We start from the raw sequence: 26678 nt of genomic DNA on the forward strand, positions 1-26678 counted from the left end.
TCTCCTTCACGACAATAGCCTTTGGGGAACCGCAAGGCCGGTATACGGTCATCGGGGGTATGTGATGCTGGTACATAGCGTAGTCCTTCCGGCGAGTTTCTTGTTCACGCGTCCATATCGAGGTCGGTCAAAACAGCCGAGGCCACAGTTTCATCGACAATCAGACAATTCAGGTAGCCCCCTTTAAGGGCAGAGATGACAGGCGTCGTCTTTTCCACCCCAAAGGCCACGCCGATGACATAGGTGATGTTGCGGATGTCATCCCCGCTTAGCGAGACCACACGACGGTTCAAGTCGTGGTCGGCCGGGGCGCCGTTTTCGTCAATGACTAGACAGCCGACCGAGGCCACAAGATTGGCATCCTCCAGCGTGCGCAGGGATTCGGCGTTTATGGCACTGGCCTCGTTCATGGTGGAATCCGGCGACCGCACATTGCCGATCCCGACCAATGCGATATCGGCGGCACGGGCATGGGCCAGCACCCCGCGCGACGAGCTGAGGTTCAGGATCACATCCCGTTCGGCCTCATCGGCTGCAAACAGGGGGGCATGTAGCGATATGGCCTGTCCGCCACCCAGTTTTTCGGCCAGCTGGGTGGCAAGGTAATTGGTATCGGAGTAATGCCGCCCCTGAACGGCCCCGTTCATTGGCACGACTGTGACCTCGAAACTCTTGTCGGTCTCAACATGTTCAATCAAAGAAGCAACGCCGCGACCGCCGGTCAGTGTGATGGTGTTGCAGCCTGGCAGTTTATCCAGAAAGACCTGCGCTGCTGCAGCTCCGACATTGCGCCGGGCCAAGGCGGGGTCATCGGCGACACTGGGCACCACAACGACTTGATCGAGCGGAGCAATTTCGTGGATCTTCTGCTCAAGATCAAAAAGCGGCGCATGCGGGACATTGATCGAAATCGCAACCATGCCCTGATCGTGGCCCTGCCGGATCAGGCGGTTGACCGTTGCCGTCGACATCCCCAGTGACTTGCCGATATCTGTCTGGTTATGCCCTTCTATGTAATAGAGCGTCAGCACGTCCCTGATCAGCCGCTGCCGCTTGATGTCTTTCAGCAGCGCCTTTTCCTTGGGGGGCGTGGATGCGTCGGGTGGGGTCACGCTTTCCGTCCTTTTGCCAGAGCCCGCAGGCCGTCGACGGAAATAACTACCACCAGCACCAACCCAACGACAAACTTCTGCCACTGCGGGGCGACTTCATACAGGTTGAAGGCATTGTTTATCAGGGTGATGAACGCAACCCCCAGTACGGACCCGATGACAGAACCCCGTCCGCCAATGATGGTCGAGCCGCCGATCAGGCAGGCGATGATAACCTCAAGCTCGACCCCAGTGCCAATATGGCGGCTGGCCAAACCGGTGCGCGAGGCAATCAGGATACCCGCCAATGCCGCGAGGGTGCCGCTCAGGACAAATCCGGTGAACTTGATCCGCGCCACAGGCACACCCAGCGCTTCAGCGGCCTTAGGATTGTCGCCAGCGTAAAACAGGCTTCGGCCAATGGCATGGCGGGTCAGAACCACATGCGCGATGGCGGCTAGAATGATACCGACCGCGATCGAGATATGCAGAGGCCCAAGATGCAGATGACCCAGCGTGTCGATGCCACCCTCGAACCCCTCGCCTGAGACATACATCCACGGCTGTGTCCGCCCGCCGCCGATGGCCAGATCCGTGACACCCCGGCAGATGCTGAAGACGCCCAGCGTGACGATCAGCGCATTTAGTCCCAGGCGGGCCACCAGAAATCCGTTGACCGCGCCCGCGATGGCACCGACTCCCAGACCCCCCAATACCGCCAAAACAGGCGGCGCGCCCGCCGACAGGATAGCGGCCATCGTCAGGGCGGCGAGGGCCATTACTGCCCCCACCGACAGGTCGAACACGCCGATGATGAACAACCAGGTCATCCCGATGGCCACGATGATCAGCGGCCCCATGCTGGTTTGCAGCGATCCCAGATTGTTGGGGTTCAAGAAATACGGGTTGGCCAGCAGCAGGATCAACATGGCCGCCGTCGCAATCGCCGCAGGCAGTTCAGGCCGTCCGCGCAGGCGGCCCAGCCACGTTACCGAAGGCATGGATGGGGATGCGTCCGTCATGCCGCCTGCCTCTTTCTGCTGATCATGTCGACAAACACGGCCGAGATCAGCAACACGCCTGTCACCACCTGCTGCGCCAGAGGGTTGACCCCAAAGAGGACCAGCGCGTTCGAGATCAGCGCGAGAAAAAACAGCCCCATGACCGAACCAAAAATGCCGCCCCGTCCGCCAAAGAGTGACGCCCCCCCGATCACGGCGGCCGTCACATAAGTGAATTCCAGTCCGACCCCCATCTCGGTCGAAGCATGGGTCAACCGCGATGCGGCGAACACCCCCGCAATGCCCGCGCAAAGCGATGAGGCCACAAATGCGCCCAACTTGATCCGATCAGTTGCCACACCGTAAACCCGCGCGGTCTCGGCGCTTTCGCCAATCAGATAAAGTTTGCGGAACAGCCCGGACCGCGCCTGCAGAACAAGCAATAAGGCGATACCAATTGCGGCGTAAAAGATCGTGGTGTTGATCCCCCACCAGCGTTCACGGGCCACCAACCGGAAAGCGCGCGAATAGGTGTTACCCACAAGATCGCTGACCAGAACCCCAACGATCCCCTGAACCAGTATCAGAGTACCGATGGTGAGCATCAGCGAATTGACCTTCAACCGCGTCACCAGCAGCCCATTCAACAACCCGACTGCCGTGGCCGAAGCGATGCCGATGCAGATCGCCACGTTCATATCCAGCCCGGCCTCTTTCATCATCCAACCGGTCACTGTTCCGGCCAGCGCATAGACCGATCCTACCGACAGGTCGATCTCGCCGGTAACCATCACATAGGTAAAACCGGCTATCGCGATGGCGTCGATCGACAGGGCGTAGACCAGCGAATAGATGTTGGAATACACAAAGAACTGGTCCCGAGTGAGCGACAGAAACAGGAAAAATACGATCACAATCGGGATCAGGGCGTGGCTGCCCGAAAACACTGCGCGCAGTCTTGCGGCATATGTCGTGGTCGTTGATCGAGGGTGTGCGATGTCAGTCATTCTTGGTCCTATGCAGCGACACTGGCGCTGGCGGCAGCTAGTGCCATGATGGATTCTTCGCTCAGGTCATCTTTATTCAGCACGCCGGCCACCCGCCCCTGACGCAGAACCATGATCCGGTCGCACAGGCCTAGCAGTTCAGGTAATTCGGCCGAAAAGACCATGATCCCCGCCCCACCTTCAGCCAGTTTGTGCAGGGATTTGTGCATTTCTGCCTTCGCCCCCACATCAACGCCCCGTGTGGGATCATTGGCAATGACCACGCGCGGTTCGGGCGTCAGGCAGGCGGCCATCATGACCTTTTGCTGGTTGCCGCCGCTCAGCGACGACGGTGGAGTTTCGACCGAAGCGGCCTTGATCGCGAACCGGTCCCTAAAGGCCTGCGCCACGTCTCGAATTTTTCGCTCGCTGACAAAACCCAGCTTGCTGAGCCGCCCGAGGATCGGAATCGAGATGCTGTCTTGCAAGGGGCGTTCCAGGAACAACCCCGCTTCGCTCCGGTTCGGGGAAAGATAGGTCAGACCTGCGGCGATGAACTGTTGCGGCGCATGGTGCTGGATTTTCTCACCATGCACAAAGATGTCACCCGATTCCGCGGGCAACAGACCAAACAGCATCTTTGACAGAATTGATGTTCCAGAGCCGTCCAGACCAAAAACCCCCAGAACCTCGCCTTCTTTCACGTCGAAACTGACGGGCTCCAACCCGTTGTAAGCAGCAAGACTACGGGCTTCCAAAACAGGCGTCTGGGATGCCACGGTCGCATGTTGCGCCTTCTGGCTTTGCGCCAGATCGCGCCCGACCATGCGCCGCACAAGATCGTCTTCGGTCAAGTCCATATTGTCGACCGTTTCGACGAACTGGCCATCACGCAGAACGGTGACTTTATCCGCGATCTCAAGAACTTCGGGAATACGATGAGAGACGAACATCACGCTTTTGCCATCGCTGCGCAGCTTTTTGACAAGGTCCAGAAAGACTCGCGTTTCCTCGGCATTCAGACTGGATGTGGGTTCGTCCAGGATCACCAAACGGCATTCTTTGGCCACTGCGCGCAGGATTTCGACGATTTGTTTTTGACCCGGTGTTAACTCGGATAGCGGCAAATCAGGGTCGAGGTTCAGATTGAACAGCGACAACAGTTCGGTAGAGCGGGCTTTCAATTCTGCTTTCTGAATGAACCCGGACGCGCCGCGTAGCGGCGCAGGGGCGAACAGGTTTTCGGCCACGGATAGCCCGTTGAACACAGCCAGTTCTTGATGAACCATCGCGATGCCATGTGTGTCCGAGACAGTCGGGTTGTGGCGCTCGATCACTTTCCCGTCGATCCATACCTCGCCGGATGTTGGGGCCATCTCACCTTTAACAATGCGCATGGCTGTGCTTTTACCGGCGCCGTTTTCGCCCAGCAGGGCATGCACCTCGCCTGTCCCGATCGCAAAGCTCACGCCGCTCAGGGCCCGCACTGCACCGAAATGTTTGTGAACGTCGTGAAGCTCGACAATGTTGGTCATGGCAAAACACCGGGATAGTTCGAAGGATCGGACCTCCACACAAATGCAGAGATCCGATTGTCCAATATCGCTGGATTATTCGTACTGCGGTATGTTGTCGTGCATGAACTGCGCCACGTTTTCGGCGTTTATCACACCGGCCCCCATGAAGATATTCGCAGGCGCGGACAGGATGCCGGACGAGGAGTTATCGGCAGAGATCGGAACATCGGCCAGACCGACTTTTTCGTCGTTGTACGCTTCCAGAACCTGTATCGCCATGTAGAATTGCAATGCCGTCTTGTTGATGATTGAACTGTCGATCACCCCGTCCGCGATGCATTCCAGAACCGGCTGTTCGCGGTCATTGACCACAATCGTCATGTCCGAGATGTCGATCCCCAGTTCATCCGCAGCAATGCACAGGCCAGAACCCGACGAGGCGTCGAAGCCTACAATTGCGTCGATATCCTTGTAGGTATTGAATATGGCCTTGCTGGATTCGATGGCTGCCGCCGTATTGGCCTTGTCATCTACGCGGCCGGCCTCGGTCCAATTTGAATTAGCGGTGATGTAGTCAGTGAAGCCCTGAATCTTGGCATCCGTGTTCGAAGCGCCCCAATTGCCTGACGCAACATATGTGCCCTCGGTCCCGGCTAGGCGGATCAGTTCTTTCGCTTGCGTAACACCCGACTGATAGTTGTCCAGACCTATAAAAGTCAGAGCGCCATGGTCAGGCAGAGTAGCCTCAACCACGATAACCGGAATACCCTGCGACATGGCCTGCTTGATCGCCGGAACAGCGCCGGGCTCCCACAACGAGGTGATGATGCCATCAGGGTTTTTGGCAATCGCCTGTTCAACCGCAGCGGCATGCGCCGACGGATCCCAGTCCTGAACGCCAACTTTCCGGATTTCAACATCAAACTTTTCCTCCGCGTACCGCAGGCCAAGATGTCCATCGAGAAAGTATGGATGCCCCAGCAACTGCGTCGCGTAGTAATAAACGCGTTTGCCACCTTCGTCCGCAAGCGTTTGCGTAGTCGTGGAAATAGTCATGGCCGCAGCCGCGAACACGCCAAGCACACAAGATAACTTCATTTCTGTTCCTCCCATTTGCAGCCAGAGTTCCGGCTTCTGGACAGGAGCGTTCGTCAAATTTGACCTACGTGTCAATCATTTTGTAAATTTTTCACAGATAGCGAAAATTATTTCAAAAAGAATAACTCCTCTTACTGAGTGATTTCACAAGGGATTCAACATGGCGAACACACCGGCCAAGAACATAGTTTTTTGCCGCCCGTCAGTTCTTCGTCTTGTGCTTCACAGGGGTGCAACTACTCACGCCCACCAGATAAAATACTGAAGTCAAATAGTGAATCTCTCATGCCATTTGTGTAACAATGCCACCAGCCGCCACAGCGGTTCTGGTATTGCTAGCTGTCTCTTTTGCGCCCGAACTGCCGGGGGTCACGGTTGCGATCCGCCAGCAGCTGCCATTCGAGCGACCGCAGCTAAAGCTCATTTTGTCCGCATAGCAGAAGTTTAGTGACGAGTTGTGTATTCCGGGTTAGCGCCCACACCTGACATCTTAGTTGCGTTCGGCAACGCTGGTTGCGCCCTCCCGAAACCAAACTAAACATCAGGATATCAATAACTTATACTCGCATCACGCGAGGCTTTTTTGCTGTGCGCCAAACACAAATGGAAGCACTGTGGAAGCAAGCGGGGCGGAAAAATTGGTGTGTCGGACCCGCAACATAGGTTGATAGTTCATTTCCCCCAAAAAAGTGGCGGTAGAACCCAAGGCCGTTCTAAAACGACGAGAAACGATCAAAGAGAAGGGCATCGAAATGCGATTTCTGCTTCATCTCAAATCAACCGCGTAGTCAAACAGATCGTAAAAGCCAGACACTCTCTTATTAAAGGCGCTTAACTGGCCAAAAAATCTTGGACCACAAGAAAACAAGCTTGAGTGCATAGTAAAAAAAATAACGGCATTTAGGGTGCGGACCAGAATGTGCTTTATTGCGTTGAAGGACTTGATCGTGTCTTCGCTGAGTTGCCAACGTAACGTGCTAGAAATGTTGCTTTGAGAGGTCGGAGTACGAGGTTATCCAAATCTCTATTTTACAGGACTGCTTTGAATGGCCAAGAAACCAATGATCTGGATCAGAGATGCGATGACAACCACCTCCAGCATAAAGGGGTTTGAGGCAGACGTCGTTCTGAACGATAGGAAACGCGCCATTGAGGCTGTGGTACAGAACAGACGTGGGGTACGTCAGCTGCCTGAACGCTTTCCTAAAGAAATGTATGCAAAATACAGGGACAAGAAGGAAAAGAAACAACCCGATCTTTTTATGGGTGGTGGCCTGTGGACGGTTTCGTCTGACTGCGCCGATGTTTTGCGCCAGTTCGATCTGGGAGAGGGTGAACTATATCCGGTCAAGCTGTTTCAGCATGACCGCACGACCTCGGTTGAGGGGGAGTATTTTTGCCTGAACTTTGGTGCCCAGAAGACTGCCGTTCTGACGGAGCAATCGCCGCGCATAGGAAAACCCTATCCAGATTATGATATCTGGCAGCCGCCGGGCGCCATGCAGGACAAGGATGTTGCGGTTAGTGCAGATGCGTTGGAAGGGCCCGATTTGTGGATGGATACGCAAATGCGGGACGCATTTTTTGTAAGCGATGCATTGGCTCAGGCCCTGCGTGCCGCAAAGGTCTCACGCCCTTTCAAACTGCGTAAGTGCATCGTGATCTAGGACTATTTTTTCGGCGCAGAGATCAAGTTTAAAGAGGATTTTATGGCGACCCCTATTGGCTAAAACGTCCATAGCTTTTGCCCCTAGGCGCTGCTCCAAGATAAGAAAATTCGCGATGAGTTGCAGAAGCTCTTTCCAAGCGGCGATGTCGACTGACCGATATGACGTCCGCAAGACTATAGGTTCTGGTCAAGCTGTTGGGACGTAGACTAAGTCCGCTCTTAGGACTCAGCTGGCGCATAACTCCCGTCTTTGCGGTGCACTTCACGTCCGCTAAGGGCTGGATTGAAGACGCAAACGAACCTTAGGTCAGTTTCTGAGGCGTGTATTACGTGCCGATCATGTTGATCCAGAGCATAAAGCGTAAAAGGCTCAAGTGGGTGCCAGGTTTCGCTGTCGGCTGCTCTGATCTGGCCTTTGCCCTCGATACAGTAGCAGGCCTCAAGGTGATGCGTGTATTCTAGTTCAAGCATGGCACCCTTTTTGACGATCGTATCCGTCAACGAAAACCCCATTCCGTCTGAGGCCAGAAGCAATCGCCTGCTGCTCCAACCCGGTCCGGACACATCTCGTTTTGTCCCTAGAATACCATTGAGCGTCGTTACAATCATTCTTTGTTGCCTTTCAGTTACCGTACTGCGCGGTTCATACCGCCATGGGACAAAACATTCTGACCGTTGATGCACCTAGCCCCTTCGCTGGCGAGAAATACTAAGGCCTGCACGATCTCTGCGAAGGTTGCAGGGCGATGTGCAGGAGTTTCCTTGCTGGGCCGATCCGCTAGGGTCACATTCACGCAAAAACCGGGAAGCAGGTTGTACATGCGAATATTGTGGCGTGCATAGCGATCTCCGTAAAGCTTTGAGACGCTGTGCAACGCATCGCCGGCTTCCGCGAGTAAGATCGGTGTGACGATACGGACGACGTTCAGCACACATATGTCCAAGCAGTCACGCCAAAAATCATCGCTGAATTTAAAAAATGGTTCGTCAAAATCTGGATTAAAGCTGAAGGCCTTGGTGACTTCAGGGACCGATCCGCCGTTACCCATGGTGATGCCGATTGCGTCTATTCAGCCTTACATGGCCATGGTGCCATTAACCGTCGCTTGCAGATTCTTCGCCCTCAGAGGCTCCCAAGGCAACCGATGACTCCAGTTCTGTAAACAACCCTGTCCCTGTGTTTACAGAATACGGCACAAAAGAACCGAAACAAACGACGCGGAGCTTTCTTCGAACGACACAGCCACCGCGTTCTGGATTGCCATAAGGTAGTTAGGTCAGCTTGTCCGTTGCTTGTAGTAAGTGTCCTTATGAACGATCAGACCGTCGCGATAGGTCAGAATATCAACGCTTAGGAATTCTTCTTTGCTGCCATCCTTGTGCGTCGCGGTGCGGCGGTATTCGCAATAGGCTTTGTTGCCGGAGATGGCGCAATCCAGTGTCTCCCAATGGACGTTCTGGACTTTTTCAAACAATGCGGAAAAGGCCCCTCGGATTGTCTCGGCCCCTTCAAGACGAACACCATGTTCATCGGGGCCAATAGCATGATCAAAGGTGGCATCCTCAGCAAAATGCTTCATCACGGCATCGATATCATTTGCGTTGAAGGCATCGCCGACAGAGTCGACAAGCTCTCGGGTCAATTCGGTCATACGCGTGGTCCTTTTCCTTGAAGCATTGTGCAGGTGTGTTTGAAGAAGGGGCTCGTTGGGTCAACAAGTGTGTTCAACTCGTCAAAGTGATCGACGTCAGGCACGACATAGAGGCTCATCTGGCGGTCTGGGGTCTGGTATTTTTCAACATACATTCGCGCTTGACGGTGGAACTCATCCGTTTCCGCGCCGCCGACCACGACCAGTTGAGGGGCGTTTGTAATCGGGGGATGGTTGGTCATCGGGCTTTCGGCTTCGGCCTCTTCCGGCGTCATCCGGATACCGGCATTCAACGCCTCGGTCAGACGCACCGGTTCAAGGTAGCTGAGCGGTGAGACCGGGATGCCGGATTTGATCAGGTCCGCTGGAAGGTCAGCGCCAAACGCTGGCCAGTTGGTCGCCATCATCATCTGAGTGATATGGCCGCCAGCCGAATGACCCATCACGGTGATACGGTCCGGGTTGATGCCCAGATCGCGCGCGTTGCGCCAGACATAGGCGATGGCTTCGCGGATTTCTTCGGAAATACGCGTGATGGTCACGGATGGGCAGAGGTCATAGCCGATGATCGCAACATTGATCCCTGCTGCAACAAAGGGCGGTGCAATGAAGCTGTAGATCGATTTGTCGCCCCGCTGCCAATAACCGCCATGCACATAAACCAGCGTCGGCGCATCCACGTCCCCACAGCGGAAGACATCCAGCTTTTGTCTCTCACCTTCACCGTAACGGATATCCAGACTGCAATCGGATGTGGCGCGCGCTGCCTCGCTGTCGCGGATCCAGGCGGGTATGACGGTCTCTTCATAGTCGGGCCGCCCGGCACGTAGATTGTATTGCGCGTCGAACTCATCTGGGCTGAAGCGGGTGTGATAGGTCAGATGATCTTTCATGGCGAAGCCTCGGGTTGGGGCGCAGAGAAGAACGCGCCGCGGCAATAGACAAGTGGGGGGGTGGGCATTTGGGTATAGTTGATGACGCGGCCCAACAGGATTTCATGATCATCTGCATCGATCCTGCCGTGAACCGTGCATTCCAATTGCGCCGAGGCACCGGGTATCAAAGGCGTCGCGGTTCCGGGTGTCCACTCGGTGTCGGTAAACCGGTTTTCGACATCACTGGCGAAGTGCATCGCAAGATCTTTCTGATCGGCCGACAGGATGTTGACGGCGAAATGATCCGATTGCGACAGGGTCGGGAAGACTCGGCCCGATTTTGCAACACAGACCGAGATCACCGGCGGCTGCAATGAGACCGACGTGAAGGAATTGGCCGTCAGGCCCCATGGCTCTCCGGCATTGTCATAGGTGGCCACGATGGTCACGCCTGTCGGAAAAGCGCCAAGGGCGCGGCGGTAATCCCGGACGTCCATCACAACACCCCTTCGCTGGCACAGGCTTTTTCCAACGCGGCCCATTCATCGGGGTTTGTCCCGAAAGGACGCATGACGTGATCGCGATAGGCGGGGCGTGCCGTCAGCCGTTGATACCAAGCCTCGACATTCGGCAAGGGCGGGCGATCGACCTCGACGTTGAAATAGCGGTAGGCCACGCAGCCCAGTGGGATATCTGCCATAGTAAAGCTGTCACCGCAGACATAGGGGTTGTCCGCAAGGTGTTGGTCCAAAATGGTCAGGGCGTCATGCGCTTCGTCACGCAACTTGGCGATCTTTTCCGGGTCACGCTGGTCGGGTTGCGTGCGTACCGTGGCAAAGAACAGATAGATCACCGGACCAAAGGCACGGCTGGCCGACCACTCCATCCATTGATCCGCAATCGCGCGGGTCTGGATGTCGGACGGGCTGAGCGTTCCGGCACCATACCGGTCACAAAGATAGCGCACGATGGCGAGGCTTTCCCACAGCGCAAAATCCCCATCCCGGATTGCCGGGATCATTCTGTTGGGGTTGATCTGCGCGTACATTTCAGTGTCGAGCTTGCCAAAGCTGCCACCGGCCAGTTGCAGGGTGTAGTCCAAACCCAGCTCATTCGCTGTCCAGATCACCGGAATGACGTTCGATGAATAGGGGCGCCCCCAAATCTCAAGCATGTTCCAGCACCCTTTTTTGAGCGATGGACTGCGTGCCGAACCTGGGCACAACATGCTCGAACAGGCGATGCCAGCTGGCCAGAATTTTCTCGTAAGGCACACCTGTATATTGCTGCATCAGCATGAGGTGATCGAGGCCGATGGTTTCCTGCCGCTCGGCAAAGCGATCTGCAACATATTCGGCGTCGCCCACCACGATGATCCCACGTTTATTGAGGAAATCGAACCAGTCCATATCCTCATCCTCGGACGTCATGTCTTCGCCCACGTCAAGATAGCCGTGTTTGGTCCATTCGCCCTTGGGGCGCGACCCGCCAAGGAATTCGTAGTAGGCATTGATCGGGCCGCGGATTGTGTTCACCGCTTCTTCCATGCTTTCACCAACGTAAAACGCCGTGCAAACACCAACACCTTCGCCCAGCTTTACCTCGCGCCCTTCGCGTTTTGATTGGGCCTCGCGATAAGGTTCCCAACAGGCCAGCGTCGCCTTGGGGCCAGCCGCCATCGAAATCACGCCCCAGCCGCGTTCTCCGGCCAGTTTGAACGTGGGCGGGGCATTCGACATCAGCCAGACCGGCGGGTGCGGGTCGGAATACGGGCGCGGATGCACGTACATCGCTTTGTACTCGCCGTCTTCGCCGTGATAGCGCGGGTCCAGAGGGTCAAAGAACCTGTTGGTCTCTTTCCAGCCGGGCACCGGGAACTGATAGAATTCGCCGTGGTGCGTAAAGGCCTCGTTGGTCCAGGCTTTCAGGATAATCTCAAGGCTTTCCTGATAGAGCCGCATGACCTTGGCATTGTCGCGCCGGTCCGCATCCCTGTTGAACTGGAGGGTCGAACGTTCATTGATGCCCTTCGCAACACCGAAATCGAACCGGCCTTGGGTCATGTTATCCAGCATCGCCGCATCTTCGGCGACGCGCAGCGGGTGCCAGTCCGGCAGGATGATGGGAGCCGTGCCAACCCGCAGTTTCTTGCAATGCGCAGCCACGTGGGTCCCCATCTGGATCGGGTTAGGCGGCGCATTCATATAGCCGTTATGGGCAAAGTGATGCTCAGTAAACCATGCGGTGGTGAAGCCCGCCTGTTCGGCCAGCGAACATTGTTCGAGGATCATTTCCAGCGTGCGCGTCCATGGAATCGTCTCGCCGGGGCTGAAATTGGCAATCAAATCAAAGCGCATAACATCCTCCCAGTTGGCCAAAGTGCAGTTGATTTTCTTCCTGCTTTTCAACTAAGTTGATTTTCACTCGAAAAGTCAACTAAAATCATTTATCCTGAAGTTATGAAAAATAACGTGTCCCAAACTGACGCCGAACGGCTTGGCAGTGAAATTCGCGAAGTGCGCAAGGCTCGGGGGTTAACCCTGCAGCACCTGTCCGAGGCCGTGTCTTGTTCCAAAGCCTATCTCAGCCGGATCGAGCTTGGGGCGGCCAAGGTGTCGGACGATCTGCTTGGCGAAATCAGCGCGGCACTTTCGGTTGATCCCAATTGGTTTTTTCCCAAACAAGCGGGCGAGGGACCGCTTGAGCGAAAGCACGTCGTGCGGCGTGAAAACCGCCGGGCGCTGTCCGCTATGTACACACGCTCAACCGAGGAATTGGGTTTTGAAGATGAACTGCTTTCAAGCACATTATCCGGCCATTGCTACCTGATCCTGTCACGCTTCCGCCCGGGTGCAGGAGAACCACCCGAACCGTTGGAAGGCTATTCCTTCGAAGGTGAGCAACACGCCATCGTCCTGAGTGGCGAAGTCGAACTGCGATTGGGGGACGAGGTCATTTCATTGCGCGAAGGGGACAGCTTTTCCTACCCATCCATGATCGCGCACCGATTTCGGAACAAGACTGAGAAAGAGGCCACAATGGTCTGGGCAATGTCGCCAATACGTATCACTTGGTGATTTTTGGCGATCGACTTTTGGTAGTACGAAGCCGCTTGGGGGCTGATCGGACAAGGAAGTTGGTTGAAAGCCCCTGTCCAAGAATAGAATTCTTGTTTCGCGCACATCTCAAACGTCAGGGCGCATCTGATGCCATTGGGTCAGCTTTTGAAACTCCTCCGCCATCTCCAAAAGCGCAGCTTCCTGAAAATGGCGGCCAACCAACTGTAGTCCAATCGGAAGGCCAGAGTTGGTTTGACCACAGGGAACGCTGATTGCGGGGTGACCGGTCAGATTGAAGCCGCAAGTAAAAGGTATCAGGGTCGCCAATTCCTGTGTTGGGTCAAAACGCGCAAGAGGCATGGCCGGGCGTGGCGTCGTCGGTGTCATCAATACTTGAGCCTCGGCATTTTCCAGCGCGGTAGTCACTTCCCGACGCAACGTTGATCGCGTGTTTATGGCATTTACCAATTGATCTTCGGGTGTCGCTAACCCGGTTTCGATCATCTCCGCCACCGCAGGTGAAAAATCACCTCGTCGCTGGTGTAGAGTTTCGGCATTGGCCCACGCGAGTTCGGCCGCGAAAAACGTGACAATTGCGTCAACGGCCTGAGGCAGTGTAGGAAGGTCGACCTCGACAACCTCTGCACCCGTTTGACGAAAAACAGCACATGCCTCGGAAAAGGCGGCGTTGATTTCAGGGTCGAGCGCGTAGGTTTGCGCAATTGCTTCCAAAGTCGCTTCGCCCAGAATCGCGACTTTTGGGGAGCGGAAGACCGGGCCGCCTACTATCGGGCGGCTTTGCAGTGTCGCTGTATCCCACGGATCGGGGGCCGCGAGGATTGGCAGGACTTGGGCGATCTCTGTCGCTGTTCTGGCGATGATACCCACGTGGTCAATAGATGGCGCCGACGCCTGACGCATAACTCCGTGTGAGCTGACGAGCCCCCAGGTTGGTTTCAAACCCGTTGTTCCGGTCATCGCAGCGGGAATGCGAACAGAGCCTGCCGCATCAGTACCAAGTGCAAACCGCGCAGAGCCGACGGCAACCGAAACGCCAGCACCCGCACTGGATCCGCCCGGATAGCAGGACAGATCCCAAGGGTTTCGTGTTGGTGGCTGATCAAAGCCACAGGTCAGTTCATGCGCAATCTGGGTGCCGACGAGAATGCCCCCTGCCGACTGAAGCCGTTTGACAACCGTAGCATCTTGCGAAGGTATGCGGTCTGCGTATGCTTTCGACCCTCCGGATGTCGCGACGCCGGCCACATCGAACACCTCCTTTACCGCAAATGGCCATCCCTGAATGGGCGCGGTGTCTGGGGTTTTGGGAATGTCGTCCTCGTACACCAGAATGTGCCGGTACGCGCGCACCGTTTTTTCAGTACGCGCGAGGGCAGAAAGGGTGTCTGCTAGCTGATTATTGGTGGTGGAGGACATGGGTTTCCCTTCGCTCCCTGCCGTTGCTCAGGTCAATGGTAAGGCTAGCCAAACAGCGGCTCTGCAGATGGTAACTGCCATCTTACGACCCGTAAATCACGATGTTCGCATTTGTGTCGGCATTGCTGCAAGCAACTGGTGTTGGGTGCTGGGCTCGGCCATTAAGTGGCCGCATCCGACAAAGCCCGATCGAGGCTTGCTGTAACCTGATCCACGTCTTCCATCGACAAGCACAGGGGCGGAACCATACGCAGGCATTGCTGGAAAGGCCCGGACTTGGACAGGATTATGCCCTGAGCGCGGCAGGCTTCGAAAACCTCTGTCGTCATCTCTTTGTCGGGGGTTTTGCTGTCGCGGTCGGTCACAAATTCCAACGCCAGCATCAACCCGTGCCCGCGCACATCGCCAATGGCCTGATGTTTGTCCTTTAGATCATAAAGACGCTCTAGCAGTTTACCCCCGACGGTCTTGGCGTTTTCTTGCAGGCCCTCGTCGCGCATAACGGCAAGCACTGCGCGGGCGGCGGCAGCTGATGTCGGGTTTGCCCCGTAGGTATGGAACATGAACTTTTCTGCCATCGGCTCAGCCACATGTTTCTTTGCTACGACCGCACCAATCGGGAAGCCATTGCCCAAACCTTTGGCCATGACGATGATGTCGGGCACAACGTTGTCTGCCTCAAATCCCCAGAAATGATCGCCAGTGCGACCAAATCCAGACTGAACTTCATCAGCAATATAAAGCCCGCCCGCTGCACGCACACGCTCTGCAGCGCCTGACATATAGCCGGGGGGCATCTGGTGAATACCGCCATAGCCCTGCACACTTTCGACGAAAATCCCCGCGACCTGACCGGACGTGGCGGCATTGATCGTATGAGTGATTTCGTCGAGATACGGGTCGGTACCTGGCCCAAAGATACCGCGATACTGATTCGGATCGGCAACAAAGGCTACGTTTCCGGGCATGCCGGGGTGACGCCAGCCGGATATCCCGGTGATGGACTGCGCGGCGGCCGTTGGACCGTGATAAGCCGTCCGCAGGGCCAGAAGATCGAGGTTTCCCGTAAAGGTCCGCGCCATGGTCATGGCAAGATCAATGGCCTCGGAGCCTGAGTTTGTCAGATGCACCACCCAGTCGTGACCTTTCGGCATGGTCGCGGCCAGTTCCTCGGCCAGATGTGCGGGCGTCGGATGATAAAACATGGTCGTGCAATGTGTCAGTTCCTGCGCCTGCGCGGTGGCCGCGGCCACGACGCGCGGATGGGAATGGCCGACCGAAATGCAGACATTCATGCCCAGAAGGTCTGTGTATTTTCGTCCCTGCGTGTCCCAAAGGTACTGACCGCGGCCTTTCTGGAATACAATCGGTTCGCGAAAAGGCGTAAACCGCGTGAGCGAGGCCGCATAATACTGATCGCGCCGGGCGGCGGTACTGTCAAAGTTCCAATCGGTGTGAAGGGGGTGATCAGTCATGAGTTGGCTCCGGCTTTCATACGGATGTTTTCGGGATCAAACGGGGGTTCTGGCAGTATTTTTGCCTTGCGCTGCTGCCCCAGAATCGAAACGGTCAGGTTGTCGCGCGCAGTAGTGTCACGCAGATAGGCCAGCGCCAGAACCCTACCAGTGCGGTGGCCGTATGCGCCTGAGGTGACAATCCCCACGGCACGCCCGTTTTGCCAGAGGGTGTGAGCGTAGAATGGATCGACCTCGCCCGCCTCGATTTCGAGCAAGACCATGTCCCAGGGATTCTCACGCGCAAGCGCGTCGCGCAGATGCTTGCGGATGAAAGGGGTTAGGCCGGCCTCAAGCGGGCTACGTTCTGTAGTCAGGTCGCTGCCCCAGCCGCGATAACCCTTTTCCAGCCGCATCGAGTTGGCGGCATACGCCCCGTAATAGCCAAGACCATGAGGCTGCGCTGTTTGTTCCAGGGTGAGAAACAACTGCACAGCATTGCCACGCGGAACATGCAACTCCCACCCGCATTCGCCCAGATAAGACATGCGCAACGCGCGCAGGGCGACTCCGTTCACTTCGGTTTCGCGCGCAGAAAGCCACGGCATATCGGCGAGACTCGGAAGGACATTCGGGGCTTTTGGCCCCATTACCCCGATAACGGCATAGTCTTCGGTCACGTTTGAGATCGTGACGTCGAACCCGGCAGCCCGGTTTCTAAGCAGATCAAAGTCGATCTCTTCCGCCGCAGCTGCCGATGTCAGATAGGCGCGGTCCTCGGTTAGCCGGGTCACTGTGAATTCGGACAACACGCCACCCGCAGGGGTCAGCGCGTGGGTCAGGCCGATACCTCCGACACCAGGTGCACGGTTCGCCCCAAGCGCCTCAAGAAAGGCGGTCACGTCCGGGCCGCTGACCTCGAACTTTGAGAATACGGATAGGTCTGCCAGAGCCACGCGGTTGGTGGCGGCGTCGACCTCGGCTGCAACGGGGGCGAACCAGTTGGCCCGGCGGAAAGTCTCATCTGCTGAGGCGTCAGGTGTGTCCGAGAACCAGTTGGGCCGTTCCCACCCATGGGCGGCCCCCATCACCGCGCCGCGTTCCACCATCAGGTCATGCAGAGGCGACAGACGCAGGCCACGCCCGGCGGGGCGTTCTTCGTGCGGGTAATGCACGCCGAATTGCAGACCGAAACACTCGATGGCCTTAGCCACGCGATAATTGCGATCCGCCCATGAGCCAAAGCGGCGGCTGTCCACCGCCAGCGCATCCATCGGCGGCGCGCCGTGAGTCATCCAGTGGGCGAGGAACCATCCTGCGCCGCCACCCTCCATCACGCCCATTGAAGAGCCAGTCAGCAGCCATGCGTTTGCCAAACCATGCGCCGGGCCGATCAGCGGGTTGGCGTCGGGGGTAAAGGTGATCGGGCCGTTGATGACCGACTTCACCCCGCCGGTTTCCAGCGCCGGGATGCGTTCCATCGCGGCCATGATGATATGCTCGACCCGGTCCAGATCAGGCGGCATCAGGTCCGCGCCGAATTCGGGCGGTACGCCATCGACGGACCAGACCTGCGCCTCTTTCTCGTAGGGGCCGAGGATCAGCCCGTCGCGTTCCTGCCGCACATACCAGCTTTCCTCGGGGTCTCGGATGATGGGCAGTTCGGGCAGGCCTCGCGCGATCCGGTCTGTGACCGCCTTTATGGTATCGGTGACCAGATACTGATGCAGCACCGGGACCGAGGGGATGTTCAGGCCCATCATATGCCCGATTTCCCACCCCCAAGTGCCCGCCGCGTTTACGACATGCACGGTTTCCACGATGCCTTTGGCCGTATCGATCACCCATTGTGCACCCTCGCGGCGGATGGCGGTGACAGGGCAGTTGCGCCAGATTTGCGCGCCTTTCTTACGGGCAACTTCCGCCATTGCCTGCGTGGCAAGCGTGGGGTCGACGTGGCCGTCATCCGGCTCATAGATGCCGCCGATCAGCCCGTCGAGCCTCGCCAATGGGTGCAGTTCGGCAATACGCTCGGGTGTCAGGACCTCTAGCGGGTAGCCGGTGAAGTCCGACAGGCCTGCCACGTGGCGGAATTCGTCCATGCGATCCGGGTTCTGCGTGATCCTCATCGCGCCCGAGCGGTGGAAGCCGCAATCCCGCCCCGTCTCTTCCGGCAGGATATCGCGATAAAGCCGGACCGAAGTGGCGCGCAGCTCCTGAATGGTCGGGTTATGCGCGAAATGCGTGCACAGCCCCGCCGCGTGCCATGTTGAGCCATGGGTCAGGTCGTTCTTTTCCACCAGCAATACGTCCGACCACCCGGCCTTGACCAGATGGTACATCAGCGACACGCCCATTGCGCCGCCTCCGATGATGACAACCTGCGCTTGGGTCATGCGCGCATCCTTTCGTTTGTCGGGTCGAAGGGTGGGCGGTGCAGCGGAGTGGCCACATAGGATCGCCCGGCGACTTGAACGGTGAATTGCCGCGCGCAGGTCTCGGCCAGTGTTTCGCCCTGTTGGGTTGAGATCATCGCAAAGCACAGGTTCAGCCCGGTGCGTGGGCCCCGCGCGCCCGAGGTGGTGAAGCCGACGTGACGCCCTGCTTCAAAGACAGGCTCATCATGCAACATCAACGGGTCGCCTTCGATCTGCATAAGCACCAATCGTTTGCGCACACCTTCTTCGCGTTGCGTGACAAGGGCATCCTTGCCGATGAAGTCCTTGGTCCAGTCGACCGTAAAGCCCAGTCCGGCCTCAAGCGGGGTAATCGTCGGATCAAGCTCATGACCCCAATGCAGGAACCCTTTCTCCATCCGACAACCGTCCAGTGCGTAGAAGCCCATCGGTCGCGCACCAAGCGCGTGCAAGGCATCAAATACCTGTCCCGGTACAGGGCTGGGGCGATGGATTGCCGAGGTGGGCAGCCAGATTTCATAGCCATATTCGCCCACGAAACTTAGCCGCTGCACCCAGTGAGAACTGTCACCAAGCATAAGCCTGCGCACTTGCCCCAGCCTGAAATCGCTCAGATCACGACCCGCCAGGTCCTCCATCATTGCTCGCGCGCTGCCACCCATCAGGCCGAGGATCACGAAGTCTTCGGTTTGATCCGATAGCGAAACGTCGAAGCCCTGTAGTTGGCGGCGCAGCCAGGCCAGATCGCGCTTCCGGGTTGCGGCTGGGCTGGTGATCCGCGCCCCTTTTGGTGCGTAGCATTGCACCGTGGCGTCAATCTCAACCCCGCCCTGATCGTTCAGGAAGGGCGCATATCGGACGTGGTCATCAGGGGCGAGGCTACGGCACGACAACCAGTTCAGCGCCTCGTAAACCTCATTCCCGTCCACGCGCAGCTTGGTCATAGGGGCAAGGTCCAGCAGGACGGCTCCTTCAGCCATCTCGCTTGCTTCCTTGGCCGCGTTGGCCCACCAGCCTTGGGCCCCGACCGAATAGGGCTGCGCATCGCCATACCAAAGCCCGCGCTCCCACCCCGCTGTTTGACCGAACTGCGCGCCGAGTGCCGCCCAGCGGTCGTGCAAAGCGGATTTTCGCAGGCCCCGCCCGGCTTTGGGCTGCTTGTAAGGCCAATGTAGCGCGAACAAGTCGGATACAGCCTCTTCCATGCGGGCAGCCATATGATAGGGCCTTGCCGAGATCGGATCGGCGCGCGCCACGTCGACCTCCCACATATTCATCGGAGGGTGGCCGTCGACCATCCAGTCCGCCAGCGCCCGCCCAATCCCGGCTGAGGACATCACGCCGACCGAGTTCATGCCAGCCGCCACAAACAACCCATCCACATGGGTTTCACCGACCAGAGGGCGGGTATCGGCGGTAAAACTTTCAGGGCCGTTCATGAAATGCTGGATGCCGACGGTTTCCAGCGACGGGCACAACTCCAGCGCGGCCTCCATGAAGGGTGCGAACTGCTCCCAGTCCTCGGCCATTTCCAGAAAGGCGCGGTTGCCCTCGGGGCCGTAGGGGTCCCAGCATTTCGCGTTGGGTTCAAACCCTCCGATGACCAGCTTGCCCGCGTCGCCCTTGATGTAGATACCCCGATCCAGATCGCGGATCACCGGAAACGGGTCGGGCAAATCGGGCATCGGTTCGGTCACGACGTACATATGCTCGACCGCCTGCAGGGGCAGGCCAACACCCGCTGTCGCCGCCAGTTCACGCGACCACGCGCCGGTTGCGATCACCACCTTGTCGGCAAGCATCTCGGTTCCATCGGGCAGGGCAACGCCGGTGACGCGTGTGCCCTCTGTCAATAGCCGCTCGACCTGAACCTGTTCGCGGATTGTAACGCCACGGGTTTTGGCCGCACGGGCGTAGGCCATGCAGAGGTCCACTGGATTGACATTGGCGTCCTCGGGCACGTGCAGCGCACCTACGTGGTTCGTCAGGTCCAGCATCGGCAACGGCACGTCGTGCGCCGAGATCACTTGTGGAGACAACCCCTGCACCGCGCCCAGATCGGCGATACGGTGCAGCTCGTCCATCCGTGCGACCTCACGCGCCAGCCAATAACCACCGGTGCGGCGATAGCCGGTGGACATTCCGGTCTCGGCCTCAAGCGCGGGGAATGCCTCAAGCGCAGCCATCGCCAGTTGGGTCATGTTCGGGGTCGCCCTCAGGGGCCCGACGATCCCCGCCGCGTGCCAGGAGGTGCCCGAGGTGAGCTGATTGCGTTCTAGCACTGTCACATCCGCGGCCCCGCGCTTGGCAAGGTGGTAGGCCACGCTCAGCCCGATGACCCCGCCGCCGATGATGAGGGTACGGGACATCAGAAATAATCCCGATCCGGCTGTTCCGCCTTGCGCATCGCGATGTAGTCTTGCAAGGCCTCGTCAATCTCGGGATCAAGGCCGGGGTCTTCATACGCCTCCAACCGCTCTTTCCAGATCGCATTCGCCCGCATCGCGGCGTCCTTTTCACCTGCGGCCTGCCACTGCTCAAAGGAATTGTCATCCGGCGTCCATGGGCGGAACAGGGCGGACATGAAATTCGCCTGCGTGTGTTCTGACCCCAGAAAATGCTGCCCCGGCCCGGTGGCGGCAATGGCCTCCATCGCCTGTGCGTTTTCGCTCATGTCGATGCCGTCAAAGAAACGTCCGATCTTGCCGCAGAGATCGTGATCGATGATCGTTTTCTCGAAGGATGTGACGAGGCCGCCCTCCAGCCAGCCGGTCGCGTGATTGATAAGATTGGCCCCCGCGAACATCGACATCATCAGGCCCCACGCCGCCTCTTGTTGGCTTTGGGCATCGGGCAGCTTTGACGAACTGAGTGTGCCCACGGTGTGCAAGGGCACCCCCAGTCTGCGGGCAAGCTGTCCGGCAGCCAACACCATCAACCCGGCTTCGGGCGTGCCGAAGGTAGGCGCGCCGGATTTCATCGACATGGTCGAGGCAAAACTGCCCATCAAACAGGGCGCGCCGGGGTTTACCAGTTGGGTCAGCGCCATTGTCGCCATGGTTTCCGCCAGTACCTGCGCCAACGTCCCCGCAACGGTTGAGGGCGACATGGCTCCGGTCAGAACCCAAGGCGTGCAAGCCACAGGTTGACCCGCCCGCGCGTACGTTTTGAGAGCTCCGGACATATGACTGTCCATCACCAGCGGTGCGTTTGTGTTCGACACGCAGTAGAGCACCGCGTTTTCCGCCAGAAAATCCTCACCAAACACAATCCGCGCCATGTCAATGGCATGACCGGCACGTTCGGTTCCGATGAAAGCCCCCATAAATGCCCGGTCGGAATACCGAATATGGCCGTACAGCATGTCGAGGTGGCGTTTGTTGGCTGGCAGATCGACCGGTTCACACACGACACCGCCGGAATGGTGCAGCCATGGCAAACTGTGGTGGAGCTTTACCAAATCAATGAAATCCTGATGCGAGGCATAGCGACGGCCGCGATCCAGATCGTGTACGAAAGGTGGTCCCCAGGCCGGGCACAGCACGCTGGAATCGCCGCCCAGCTGAACGCTATTGGCCGGATTGCGCGCGTGTTGCGTGAACTGCGCGGGCGCGGTTGCGGTGATCATCTTACGGCAGAAACCAGGGGCAAAGCGCACGCGGGTGCCGTCCACATCACAGCCCGCCTGCGCGAAGATCTTGAGGATCGCAGGATCGTCTTGAAACTCCATCCCCGTCTCGGCGAGGATGGTGTCGGCATTGGCTTCGATTTGCTCCAGTCCCTCGCTACTGAGCACATTAAAGGTCGCAAGCTGTCGCCGAATGAATGGCGCTCGCGGCTCTGATCCTAGGCGATTGGACGCGGCCTTACGGCGTCGAGATAACCGGGAAGTAACCATGCCGACAGTGATGCCGCAGCACTTGACGCAAACCAAGAAAATCTCAACTGTATAAAGATTATTTATACTAAGGATGCGTAGATGCTGGATCGCCGTAGTTTGCCACCCGGGCTGATGCGCTCGCTTGAGGTTTTTGTTGCAGTGGCAGAAACCGGCCAGATGCGCGCGGGCGCAAAGCTTTTGAACCTTTCGCAGCCTGCCGCCTCGCAACATATCACGGCGCTGGAGAAAGCCTTTGGTACGGTGCTACTGGATCGCAGCACGCGCCCGGCACGGCTGACCTACGCCGGGGTACGACTGCACGGGAAAGCACAGAAAATTCTGGACGCGCTGTCGGACATGGAAACGGAACTGCGCCACGTTGGTCAAAAGTCCCTGACCTTGCTGCGTGTCGGCATCCAAGCCTCAATCGCGACCACCCTTACACCTGCGTTGATCGATCTTGCCCAACGGGTGTTTTCGGTCGAAGACATAACACTCCACGCCGGGCAGAGCGGCAACCACGAACACCTTCTGCGGACCAAACAAGCCGATCTGGCGATTACTTCGAACCCGTTTTTGGATATGGATGGGTTGGAACGCCATCACGTGCTGACCGAGAGGTACCTGCTGGTTCTGCCAAAGGCGTATGATGGTCCGACGAACAGTTTGGACGCGATCCAGAGGCAACTGCCGCTGGTTCGCTTTGGCGATACCACAAACGCTGGCCGACAAATCGCCCAGCACTTAAGGCGCCTGCGGTTTGAACCGGGCAAGGTCATTCAGGCGGACCGCTCCAGCATGGTGACGTCATGTGTGTCCGCGGGGCAGGGATTTAGCCTGTTGACCCCCACGTTGTTGATCGATGGGCTGGTCGAAAACATGAGCCTTCGAATAGTAGAGCTGCCGGTTTCCGGTCTGTCGCGTACTTTGACAGTCGTTGCCAGAAAGGGTGAATTGCAGAACCTGCCAAAGGCTTTCGCAGACCTATCGAGCCAAGAGCTGTCGAAGCAGATCAAAGCACAGATGGGTGATATAGCGGAAACGAGCTTGGATTGCAGCTGAACCAGATCCTTTGAGACAGAGAACACTCGGCGGTGCTTGGTGCTTTTCCCAAGTCAACACGTCTTTGTTCAGGTGGATAAGATGTCGACCTGGCCTAATTAATGTTTCGTCTTAACAATGCGCAAGGACGGGCAATTGCAGGTCGTATGGTTCAAACGCGACTTACGTGTGGAAGACCATCGTGCGTTGGTGCAGGCAGCGCAACAAGGACCTGTTCTGCCGATTTATGTTGTTGAGCCCGAGCTTTGGCAGCAACCGGATGCGTCCGCGCGGCAGTGGAGTTTTGTGGCCGAGACGCTTGTGGAATTACGTGACGACCTGGCTCGGATGGGTCAACCTTTGGTCGTGCGTTTCGGGCCCATTACCGAAGTTCTTGGGACGTTAAAGCAAAGCGGGCTTCTGCACGCGCTCTGGTCCCATGAAGAGACGGGGAACTATTGGAGCTACAGGCGTGATCTGCGTGTCGCAGCGTGGTGCCGCGAACAGGGCGTGCCCTGGTTCCAGGTGCAAAACCACGGCGTTTGGCGAAAGCTAAAGTCCCGGGATGGTTGGGCGACACGTTGGGATCGGGTCATGGCGGAACCCGTCAGCCGAGCACCATTTCTGCACCCCGTCAGCGTCGAGCCGGGGCAAATACCAACGATCCGCGATCTGGGTCTGTTCGATGATCCTTGCCCGCAGCGTCAGGTTGGGGGGCGGCGCGCTGGCATGGAACGCCTAACGAGTTTTCTGAGCGATCGCGGAGAATACTACCAACGCGCGATGTCCAGTCCGGTTGACGGGGCGAGGGTGTGTTCAAGGCTTTCGCCGTACCTGGCGTGGGGCGCCATCTCGATGCGCGAAGTTGCCCAAGCCTGTGAAAAGCGCCGCCATAACCTGCCGAAAGGGGCGCGAAACTGGCAAAAGTCGTTACGTTCATTTTCCGGACGATTGCACTGGCACTGCCATTTTATCCAAAAGCTTGAGGACGACCCCCGGATCGAGTTCGAAAACATGCATTCGGACTACGGCAGTCTGCGTCCTGACATCCCTGACGCTGAACTTTTGCGCGCTTGGTGCGTAGGTGAGACAGGATACCCGTTTCTGGATGCCTGTATGCGGTCATTGCAGGCGACAGGGTGGTTGAATTTTCGGATGCGCGCGATGGTGATGGCAACGGCAAGCTATCATTTGTGGTTGGATTGGCGCGCGCCGGGGCAGTATCTGGCGCGGATGTTCACCGACTATGAACCCGGCATTCACTGGAGCCAGGTTCAGATGCAATCGGGCACGACAGGTATCAATACGGTGCGCATCTATAACCCGGTCAAACAAGGGTATGATCAGGACCCAAGCGGCGCATTTATCCGAAAGTGGCTGCCTGAACTGGTGGAAATTCCTGACCAATACATCCACGAACCTTGGAGGTCGGAAACGCCCTACACTGTGATCGGGCAACGTTACCCAGATCGTATCTTTGACCATCTTGCCGCGACAAAAGCCGCGCGTGAGCGTGTCTGGGCAGTGCGACGTGGTCCCAGGTTCCGAGCTGAGGCGCAAGCGATCGTTGCCAAACATGCGAGCCGCAAGGCAGGGCGTCCAAAACGCGGGCGCGGATCAAAAAACGGGGCGGTGCAGCTGAGTCTTCCTTTTGGAGATGCCCAATGAAAATGCGCAAGAAATCGGAGCTCGCTCAAAAAACATGCGCCACATGCGGTCGTCCGTTCGCATGGCGCAAGAAATGGGCGAAGGTGTGGGACGAGGTCCGCTATTGCTCGGTTCGGTGTCGGCGATCTTCTTGAATCCTGTGTTGCCGAAGCAGTCTTTGGCCGTCGAAAGTTACGGCTGATCTTCAGCCCGTTTGCTGGGGTGCAAGGTCACCGACGCGCATGGCGCCGCAATAACTCTTGTTTGCCTTGAGATGCCAGCGACTTAAGTCGAACTCAAACAGAACCCACGAGACGATAAATGCCCTCAGCCGCAGTGCTTCTGCCCAATCAACTGTTCGTTGAACACCCCGGTTTAGATGAGAGCCGGGATCGTGTGGTGTTGTTTGAAGACCCTCTATTTTTCGGCGACGCGCAATATCCGATGCGGATGCACAAGCAAAAGCTATGGCTTCACCGTGCTAGCATGGCGCGCTTTCATCAGATCTTGCGCGCCAAAGGCGTCAATGCCGAGATCTACCCTTATGAAAAGCGAGCGGATGCCTGCCTTCGACTGTTTCAACGCCTCGCCTCAGAGGGGATTGATCAAATAGTCATGGTAGATTCTGTGGACTTCATTGCACGCAGACGCCTGGAAAAGGCTGCGCGCGCTTTGGACTTAGTCCTGGACTTCCGCCCATCGCCGGGCTTTTTGAACAAGCCTGACGACAATGAGTTTTGGATCAAGGACCGCAAACGCTGGTTCATGGCCGACTTTTACAAACACCAACGCCGCCGGTTTGGTGTTTTGATGGAGGGCGATCAGCCTCTTGGTGGTCAATGGAGCTTTGACAAAGACAATCGCAAAAAGGTTCCCAAAACGCTGATCAACAGCTTGCCTTGGATAGATTGGCCTGAACATGACGCCGTGGATCAAGCTGCCAAGCGCAGTGTGTTGTCTGAGTTTCCAGATGCGCTGGGCACGATAGATAAGCTTTACTATCCAACGTCTCATCAGGCTGCGGAAGCGTGGTTGCATCAATTCCTGGAACGCCGCTTTGACAGGTTTGGCGACTTTGAAGACGCTATTTTGGAGGGTGAAAGCTGGCTTTGGCACGCTGTTCTCACGCCTGCGCTGAACATCGGACTGTTGACGCCAAAACAAGTGCTCGACGCAACGTTGTCCTTTGCGCGGAAACGAAACGTTCCGCTCAATTCGGTCGAAGGTCTTGTGCGCCAGATCATCGGGTGGAGAGAGTTCATGAGGGCAACCTATGAACACCTTGGTGTTCAGATGCGCACTTCAAACAACTGGGGCCATACCCGCAAGATGCCCACGTCTTTTTACGACGGGACCACTGGCATCGGACCGATCGACGACACGATCCAGCGTATCCTGCAAACAGGCTATTGCCACCACATCGAACGCCTGATGGTCCTGGGGGGCTTTATGTTTCTCTGCGAGATTGACCCGAATGAGGTGTATCGGTGGTTCATGGAGATGTTCGTTGATAGTTATGATTGGGTCATGGTCCCGAACGTTTATGCCATGAGCCAGCATGCCGACGGCGGGCTTATTACCACCAAGCCTTACTTTTCAGGCTCGAACTATATCCGAAAGATGAGCCATTGGGGCAAAGGTCCATGGGCAGAAACCTGGGACGGTTTGTACTGGAGGTTCATTTTCAAGCATCAGGACGATCTTGCCCGCAATCCCAGATGGTCCATGATGTGTAAAGCAGCGGCGCGAATGGGGCCCGAGACCAAGCAACAGCACCTTAATGCCGCTAACACATTTCTGGATCAGCAGTTTTGAAAGCCTGTTTACTGGACTCTTGAAGCTCGGGCTATAAGC

The 26678-nt window shown here is 57.3% G+C and carries 23 protein-coding genes; 6 read left to right on the forward strand and 17 right to left on the reverse strand.

Annotation, left to right across the window (positions count from 1 at the left end):
• Positions 1 to 104: 104 nt before the first annotated feature.
• The 5 genes from ACR0BD_RS14075 to ACR0BD_RS14095 all read right to left on the reverse strand — a co-directional run bounded on the left by ACR0BD_RS14075 (position 105) and on the right by ACR0BD_RS14095 (position 5693).
• Positions 105 to 1112, reverse strand: coding sequence for a sugar-binding transcriptional regulator (locus tag ACR0BD_RS14075; protein ID WP_480831331.1), 1008 nt, complete (start codon positions 1110 to 1112; stop codon positions 105 to 107).
• Entirely contained in the window at positions 1109 to 2113 is a 1005-nt protein-coding gene (locus ACR0BD_RS14080) for an ABC transporter permease (protein WP_480831333.1), read from the reverse strand. Before ACR0BD_RS14080 ends, ACR0BD_RS14075 begins: the two co-directional genes overlap by 4 nt.
• Entirely contained in the window at positions 2110 to 3099 is a 990-nt protein-coding gene (locus ACR0BD_RS14085; RefSeq protein ID WP_480831335.1) for an ABC transporter permease, read from the reverse strand. Before ACR0BD_RS14085 ends, ACR0BD_RS14080 begins: the two co-directional genes overlap by 4 nt.
• An 8-nt stretch (positions 3100 to 3107) precedes the next feature.
• Entirely contained in the window at positions 3108 to 4613 is a 1506-nt protein-coding gene (locus ACR0BD_RS14090) for a sugar ABC transporter ATP-binding protein (protein ID WP_480831337.1), read from the reverse strand.
• 75 nt (positions 4614 to 4688) lie between these two features.
• Positions 4689 to 5693: a substrate-binding domain-containing protein gene (locus ACR0BD_RS14095; protein WP_480831339.1), complete on the reverse strand. Its 1005-nt coding sequence runs from the start codon at positions 5691 to 5693 to the stop codon at positions 4689 to 4691.
• A 1046-nt stretch (positions 5694 to 6739) separates the two neighbouring features.
• On the opposite strand from ACR0BD_RS14095, the gene ACR0BD_RS14100 reads away from it, so the two are divergent.
• Entirely contained in the window at positions 6740 to 7360 is a 621-nt protein-coding gene (locus tag ACR0BD_RS14100) for an imm11 family protein (protein ID WP_480831340.1), read from the forward strand.
• 221 nt (positions 7361 to 7581) lie between these two features.
• On the opposite strand, the gene ACR0BD_RS14105 is transcribed toward ACR0BD_RS14100, so the two are convergent.
• The 7 genes from ACR0BD_RS14105 to ACR0BD_RS14135 form a co-directional block, all read right to left on the reverse strand.
• Positions 7582 to 7971, reverse strand: coding sequence for an ectoine synthase (locus ACR0BD_RS14105; RefSeq protein WP_480831342.1), 390 nt, complete (start codon positions 7969 to 7971; stop codon positions 7582 to 7584).
• Between the two features lie 17 nt (positions 7972 to 7988).
• A complete protein-coding gene (locus ACR0BD_RS14110; protein ID WP_480831344.1) occupies positions 7989 to 8411 on the reverse strand; it encodes an SDR family oxidoreductase in 423 nt (140 codons plus the stop codon).
• A gap of 228 nt (positions 8412 to 8639) precedes the next feature.
• Positions 8640 to 9014, reverse strand: a complete 375-nt coding sequence (locus ACR0BD_RS14115) for a nuclear transport factor 2 family protein (protein ID WP_480698864.1) — start codon at positions 9012 to 9014, stop codon at positions 8640 to 8642.
• Entirely contained in the window at positions 9011 to 9907 is an 897-nt protein-coding gene (locus ACR0BD_RS14120; RefSeq protein WP_480831346.1) for an alpha/beta hydrolase, read from the reverse strand. The genes ACR0BD_RS14115 and ACR0BD_RS14120 overlap by 4 nt, the downstream gene beginning before the upstream one ends.
• A complete protein-coding gene (locus ACR0BD_RS14125; RefSeq protein WP_480831348.1) occupies positions 9904 to 10386 on the reverse strand; it encodes a flavin reductase family protein in 483 nt (160 codons plus the stop codon). Before ACR0BD_RS14125 ends, ACR0BD_RS14120 begins: the two co-directional genes overlap by 4 nt.
• Entirely contained in the window at positions 10386 to 11063 is a 678-nt protein-coding gene (locus ACR0BD_RS14130; RefSeq protein WP_480831350.1) for a glutathione S-transferase family protein, read from the reverse strand. The genes ACR0BD_RS14125 and ACR0BD_RS14130 overlap by 1 nt, the downstream gene beginning before the upstream one ends.
• Positions 11056 to 12246: an LLM class flavin-dependent oxidoreductase gene (locus ACR0BD_RS14135; protein ID WP_480831352.1), complete on the reverse strand. Its 1191-nt coding sequence runs from the start codon at positions 12244 to 12246 to the stop codon at positions 11056 to 11058. Before ACR0BD_RS14135 ends, ACR0BD_RS14130 begins: the two co-directional genes overlap by 8 nt.
• A 114-nt stretch (positions 12247 to 12360) precedes the next feature.
• Between ACR0BD_RS14135 and ACR0BD_RS14140 the strand changes: the two genes are divergently transcribed.
• Positions 12361 to 12966, forward strand: coding sequence for a helix-turn-helix domain-containing protein (locus ACR0BD_RS14140; protein WP_480831353.1), 606 nt, complete (start codon positions 12361 to 12363; stop codon positions 12964 to 12966).
• A 108-nt stretch (positions 12967 to 13074) separates the two neighbouring features.
• On the opposite strand, the gene ACR0BD_RS14145 is transcribed toward ACR0BD_RS14140, so the two are convergent.
• The 5 genes from ACR0BD_RS14145 to ACR0BD_RS14165 form a co-directional block, all read right to left on the reverse strand.
• Positions 13075 to 14295, reverse strand: coding sequence for an amidase (locus ACR0BD_RS14145; protein ID WP_480831355.1), 1221 nt, complete (start codon positions 14293 to 14295; stop codon positions 13075 to 13077).
• 251 nt (positions 14296 to 14546) lie between these two features.
• Entirely contained in the window at positions 14547 to 15860 is a 1314-nt protein-coding gene (locus tag ACR0BD_RS14150) for an aspartate aminotransferase family protein (RefSeq protein ID WP_480831357.1), read from the reverse strand.
• A complete protein-coding gene (locus tag ACR0BD_RS14155; RefSeq protein ID WP_480831359.1) occupies positions 15857 to 18235 on the reverse strand; it encodes a GcvT family protein in 2379 nt (792 codons plus the stop codon). Before ACR0BD_RS14155 ends, ACR0BD_RS14150 begins: the two co-directional genes overlap by 4 nt.
• Positions 18232 to 20625, reverse strand: a complete 2394-nt coding sequence (locus ACR0BD_RS14160) for a GcvT family protein (RefSeq protein ID WP_480831361.1) — start codon at positions 20623 to 20625, stop codon at positions 18232 to 18234. Before ACR0BD_RS14160 ends, ACR0BD_RS14155 begins: the two co-directional genes overlap by 4 nt.
• Complete coding sequence (locus tag ACR0BD_RS14165; protein WP_480831363.1) at positions 20625 to 22154, reverse strand: trimethylamine methyltransferase family protein; 1530 nt, start codon at positions 22152 to 22154, stop codon at positions 20625 to 20627. The genes ACR0BD_RS14160 and ACR0BD_RS14165 overlap by 1 nt, the downstream gene beginning before the upstream one ends.
• Before the next feature lie 81 nt (positions 22155 to 22235).
• On the opposite strand from ACR0BD_RS14165, the gene ACR0BD_RS14170 reads away from it, so the two are divergent.
• From ACR0BD_RS14170 to ACR0BD_RS14185, 4 genes are all read left to right on the forward strand, one after another.
• Positions 22236 to 23198, forward strand: a complete 963-nt coding sequence (locus ACR0BD_RS14170; RefSeq protein WP_480831365.1) for a LysR family transcriptional regulator — start codon at positions 22236 to 22238, stop codon at positions 23196 to 23198.
• A 117-nt stretch (positions 23199 to 23315) separates the two neighbouring features.
• On the forward strand, positions 23316 to 24845 hold the full coding sequence (locus ACR0BD_RS14175; RefSeq protein ID WP_480831367.1) for an FAD-binding domain-containing protein: 1530 nt from the start codon (positions 23316 to 23318) through the stop codon (positions 24843 to 24845).
• A gap of 2 nt (positions 24846 to 24847) precedes the next feature.
• A complete protein-coding gene (locus ACR0BD_RS14180; RefSeq protein WP_480831660.1) occupies positions 24848 to 24979 on the forward strand; it encodes a DUF2256 domain-containing protein in 132 nt (43 codons plus the stop codon).
• Positions 24980 to 25145: 166 nt separating this feature from the next.
• The gene (locus ACR0BD_RS14185; RefSeq protein WP_480831369.1) at positions 25146 to 26639 is read left to right on the forward strand and encodes a cryptochrome/photolyase family protein; all 1494 of its coding nucleotides are present in this window, start codon (positions 25146 to 25148) and stop codon (positions 26637 to 26639) included.
• The last annotated feature ends 39 nt before the right edge of the window (positions 26640 to 26678 follow it).

This window comes from Ruegeria sp. G5 (assembly GCF_056533365.1).

Coding starts and splice junctions, on each gene's coding strand:
- ACR0BD_RS14080 (WP_480831333.1), bottom strand. CDS start 2,113: ATGACGGACGCATCCCCATCCATGCCTTCGGTAACGTGGCTGGGCCGC.
- ACR0BD_RS14085 (WP_480831335.1), bottom strand. CDS start 3,099: ATGACTGACATCGCACACCCTCGATCAACGACCACGACATATGCCGCA.
- ACR0BD_RS14090 (WP_480831337.1), bottom strand. CDS start 4,613: ATGACCAACATTGTCGAGCTTCACGACGTTCACAAACATTTCGGTGCA.
- ACR0BD_RS14095 (WP_480831339.1), bottom strand. CDS start 5,693: ATGAAGTTATCTTGTGTGCTTGGCGTGTTCGCGGCTGCGGCCATGACT.
- ACR0BD_RS14100 (WP_480831340.1), top strand. CDS start 6,740: ATGGCCAAGAAACCAATGATCTGGATCAGAGATGCGATGACAACCACC.
- ACR0BD_RS14105 (WP_480831342.1), bottom strand. CDS start 7,971: ATGATTGTAACGACGCTCAATGGTATTCTAGGGACAAAACGAGATGTG.
- ACR0BD_RS14110 (WP_480831344.1), bottom strand. CDS start 8,411: ATGGGTAACGGCGGATCGGTCCCTGAAGTCACCAAGGCCTTCAGCTTT.
- ACR0BD_RS14115 (WP_480698864.1), bottom strand. CDS start 9,014: ATGACCGAATTGACCCGAGAGCTTGTCGACTCTGTCGGCGATGCCTTC.
- ACR0BD_RS14120 (WP_480831346.1), bottom strand. CDS start 9,907: ATGAAAGATCATCTGACCTATCACACCCGCTTCAGCCCAGATGAGTTC.
- ACR0BD_RS14125 (WP_480831348.1), bottom strand. CDS start 10,386: ATGGACGTCCGGGATTACCGCCGCGCCCTTGGCGCTTTTCCGACAGGC.
- ACR0BD_RS14130 (WP_480831350.1), bottom strand. CDS start 11,063: ATGCTTGAGATTTGGGGGCGCCCCTATTCATCGAACGTCATTCCGGTG.
- ACR0BD_RS14135 (WP_480831352.1), bottom strand. CDS start 12,246: ATGCGCTTTGATTTGATTGCCAATTTCAGCCCCGGCGAGACGATTCCA.
- ACR0BD_RS14150 (WP_480831357.1), bottom strand. CDS start 15,860: ATGACTGATCACCCCCTTCACACCGATTGGAACTTTGACAGTACCGCC.
- ACR0BD_RS14155 (WP_480831359.1), bottom strand. CDS start 18,235: ATGACCCAAGCGCAGGTTGTCATCATCGGAGGCGGCGCAATGGGCGTG.
- ACR0BD_RS14160 (WP_480831361.1), bottom strand. CDS start 20,625: ATGTCCCGTACCCTCATCATCGGCGGCGGGGTCATCGGGCTGAGCGTG.
- ACR0BD_RS14165 (WP_480831363.1), bottom strand. CDS start 22,154: ATGGTTACTTCCCGGTTATCTCGACGCCGTAAGGCCGCGTCCAATCGC.
- ACR0BD_RS14170 (WP_480831365.1), top strand. CDS start 22,236: ATGCTGGATCGCCGTAGTTTGCCACCCGGGCTGATGCGCTCGCTTGAG.
- ACR0BD_RS14175 (WP_480831367.1), top strand. CDS start 23,316: ATGCGCAAGGACGGGCAATTGCAGGTCGTATGGTTCAAACGCGACTTA.
- ACR0BD_RS14180 (WP_480831660.1), top strand. CDS start 24,848: ATGCGCAAGAAATCGGAGCTCGCTCAAAAAACATGCGCCACATGCGGT.
- ACR0BD_RS14185 (WP_480831369.1), top strand. CDS start 25,146: ATGCCCTCAGCCGCAGTGCTTCTGCCCAATCAACTGTTCGTTGAACAC.